At 60.2% G+C, this 2610-nt stretch carries 4 protein-coding genes and 1 riboswitch; all 4 genes read right to left on the bottom strand.

What is annotated here, in order from left to right:
• Positions 1 to 636 (bottom strand): cation:proton antiporter (locus NW856_RS12610; protein ID WP_414400552.1); only part of this gene is annotated, 636 nt, incomplete at its 3' end.
• 145 nt (positions 637 to 781) lie between these two features.
• Positions 782 to 887, bottom strand: a riboswitch (Fluoride riboswitch).
• A 46-nt stretch (positions 888 to 933) separates the two neighbouring features.
• On the bottom strand, positions 934 to 1575 hold the full coding sequence (locus tag NW856_RS12605; RefSeq protein ID WP_414400551.1) for a DUF1997 domain-containing protein: 642 nt from the start codon (positions 1573 to 1575) through the stop codon (positions 934 to 936).
• Between the two features lie 7 nt (positions 1576 to 1582).
• Positions 1583 to 2278 carry a bifunctional phosphoribosyl-AMP cyclohydrolase/phosphoribosyl-ATP diphosphatase HisIE gene (gene hisIE, locus NW856_RS12600; protein ID WP_414351166.1) on the bottom strand — a complete coding sequence of 232 codons (696 nt, stop codon included), beginning with the start codon at positions 2276 to 2278 and terminating at the stop codon, positions 1583 to 1585.
• 74 nt (positions 2279 to 2352) lie between these two features.
• The coding region (locus tag NW856_RS12595) for a hypothetical protein (RefSeq protein ID WP_414400550.1) at positions 2353 to 2610 on the bottom strand (258 nt) is incomplete at its 5' end.

Genomic DNA, 2610 nt, shown 5'->3' with positions numbered 1-2610 from the left:
CAGAACCCGCGCCCCCAGGTAGCCTATGGCTATGCCCAGCAGGATCTCCATCCCCACTTGGAACGGCAGCCACTGCAGCGGCGATAGCTCCAGCCCCAGCAGGCGAACGCTCTCTGCAGAGCCCTGGCCCAAAAAGCTGAGCAACAGGCTAAACCCTAAGAGCAGCAGCACATCGGAAAGGGCACTGCCGGTCAAAATGGCATCCGGGATCCCTTTGGTTACTCCCCAGCCCAAACTCTTGAGGCGCAACATCCCCGGCACGATCACAGCCGGCGACTCTGCCCCGATCACACAGCCCAGCAGCAAACCGGTAGGCCAGTCTAACCCCAGGATCCCAGTGCTCAACAGGGCCACTGCCACCGCCTCACAGGCGGCCGGCAAAAAACCCAGCCGCAGGGCTACAGACCCTTGCTGGACCAGCTTCTCCCGATCCAGCCCCAGGCCCGCCTTCATCAAAATGATCATCACCGCCACCACCCGCAGATCCCCCGCCGCTGCCAGCACCTCCGGGGATAGGACATCTCCCAGCAAGATCCCCACGAGGATCATCCCCAGCAGGGGGGGCATCCCCAACCGACCCACGATTTGGCCGACAAAAAAGCCCATGACCAGGATCCACAGCCAACTGCCCAGCATCACCAGATCCTCATCTCCTTGTCGTCAGGGTGTTGAAGGGCAGCCCAGGGAGAAAAAGCCATCCGCGTCAGGAGTGGGAGCACCATCGCGTCCGCAGGGTGGGGCCTCAAACAAAGCCAAAGACTCCTACCCCCTGGACTTGCCCAGAAGTGTAGGAGTCATCAGCCTCAGCTTTTGAGGTTAGAACCCTCTTCCTCTATAGAAAAATTCCAAGTGAGGCGCTTGCGGCGAACTCCATCGCCGGTTGCCGGAGCACTACTCGAAAGCTGACCGGCAACTTACTTGGCACCTAAGATATCACGCTTTGTCTTCCACTGCAATTAAGCGATAGGGGTGATCGGGACACCCAATAGAGCGATAGAAATCGCTGCACACATTGTGGGTGAGGCGGTCACTCATACCCCGGGTTACCTGCTGCACCACTTGATGGGCCACCCGATAAACCAACTTGCGGGGCAGAACCTGCAAAAACCTGGGCAAAGCCAGCCCAATCTCCAGATGAAGAGCCCAGTGAACACGGGTGGTGGGCAGGTCTTTCAGGGATCCCTGCAGCTCCTCCAGCTGGAAATCGGCTTGGCAGCTGACCCGGTAAGGCATTCCTTCATCGCCGGGCAACTCAATCGAGGTCAGACAAAACCGGTAATCTTTATCCGGCCAGATCTTGACCCCAAAACTGGGCTCCAGCTCAAACCCCAGCCCGCCCATGCGGAAAAACTGCAACCTGTAAGTCTCGGCAGACAAAGCTTCCACCTGCAATGGCCTGAAGCACCGCTGGATCCACTGGGCATGGCCTCTCAGGTAACGGGCCAAGGTCTCCCGATCGGTTTCCAGATCCACTTGGCCACAGCGCGCGGCTTGTAAATCCAGGTGGGCTTTGTCCAGGGAGGGATCCCAAGAGGACGGAGAGGGATCTGCGGGAGCACCGCCTTCGGGGGACATGGCCCTTTCACTTGGCGGAACGGCGGGCTTGGAGCTGGCGATAGACATCCCTAACATCTACCTGATAGTGAGCAAGGGCCACGAGGCAGTGGTACCAGAGGTCGGCCATCTCACGGGCCAAAGCCACGCGGTCTTGATCCTTAGCCGCCATCACCACCTCAGCCGTCTCCTCGCCAAGTTTCTTCAAAATGGCATTTTCCCCCTTGGCTAGCAAGCTGCTGGTGTAGGAATCGGGACGGGGATCCGCCTGGCGGGCCTTGACCACGGCAAACACCTGCGACAGGGTATCGGCTGCCGGGATGGGATCCCTTTGATCCCCTGGCAGTGGGCGGAAGAAGCAACTGCGCGCCCCCGTGTGGCAAGCCGCATCTCCCACCTGCTCCACCAGGATGACCAGGGCATCGCCGTCGCAGTCGTAGCGGATTTGCTTGACCCACTGCACATGACCGGAAGTTTCCCCCTTGGGCCACAACGCCTGCCGCGAGCGGCTCCAAAACCAGGTGCGGCCTGTTTCCAGGGTTTTTTGCAGCGATTCCCGGTTCATCCAGGCCATCATCAGCACTGTTCCGTCCAGGTAGTCCTGCACAATGGCCGGGATCAGGCCCTGTTCATTGTAGGTGAGGCTGCCCAGCCAGGTGATCTCCTCGGGCAGAAGCGATCGAGGGGGATCCGAGGAAGGGTTGAAGGCCAGAGCAGCAACCATAGAGCAGCGACCTGAAAAACCGCATTGAGAGCAGGATAACAGAACCAGCCCTCGCCAAGATATCCTTGACAACCTCAGCCAAGGGGTACCAGTTCCCGTGCCGCCAGGGACAGGACCACCTCTTCTCCCTCACCGGCCAGAGTCACCAGCCAGCGGTCGCGGTTTTCACGGGTGAGGACGATCCCCAGCCTCCCCTTAACAGAAGGAGGATACAACAGCCGTACCCACATGCCCGGCTCGAGCTGGGCAGCCGACCGCAGGGGATCAGCCGGCTTGCCGAGAATCCGCTTCTCCATTACCCAGGTCGCCCCAGGGTTCTCGGCCCCCCCTTC

Source organism: Synechococcus sp. R3-13 (genome assembly GCF_047462195.1).
In the GTDB taxonomy this organism is placed as follows: Bacteria; Cyanobacteriota; Cyanobacteriia; order Thermostichales; family Thermostichaceae; genus Thermostichus.
Note: the sequence above shows the minus strand (reverse complement) of the source record. Positions and strands in the feature narration are given on the sequence as shown.

Excerpts from the sequence above, each read along its gene's own strand:
- hisIE (WP_414351166.1), bottom strand. The coding sequence starts at position 2,278 with ATGGTTGCTGCTCTGGCCTTCAACCCTTCCTCGGATCCCCCTCGATCG.
- NW856_RS12605 (WP_414400551.1), bottom strand. The coding sequence starts at position 1,575 with ATGTCCCCCGAAGGCGGTGCTCCCGCAGATCCCTCTCCGTCCTCTTGG.